Source organism: Campylobacter sp. RM12642 (genome assembly GCF_020137635.1).
Classification (GTDB): domain Bacteria; phylum Campylobacterota; class Campylobacteria; order Campylobacterales; family Campylobacteraceae; genus Campylobacter_E.
In genome coordinates this window covers 1-215 of sequence record NZ_JACGAT010000096.1, presented here as the reverse complement: position 1 = coordinate 215, position 215 = coordinate 1, and the positions used below count along the sequence as shown (strand labels likewise).

Below are 215 nucleotides of genomic sequence, written 5' to 3'. Positions count from 1 at the left end.
GCTAGTTTTTCATACCAATTTAGTATTTTTTTATATTCTTTTGCTAATTCTTCACTTCTTGCTCTTTTAAAATCTTGTGATAATCTATTTGCTTCATCAGCTAAGTATTTTGGCATTTTTGAAATATCGCTTTGAGTTATTAAACCTTTTGCTACCATAGAATTAAGTGGTTTTGCGACATTTTGTGCGAATTCTTTATAATCTACAAATCTATC

1 protein-coding gene is annotated in these 215 nt (G+C 27.9%); it reads right to left on the bottom strand.

The features are described 5' to 3' along the window. The coding region (locus tag AVBRAN12642_RS09830) for a hypothetical protein (RefSeq protein WP_336608329.1) at positions 1–215 on the bottom strand (215 nt) is incomplete at both ends.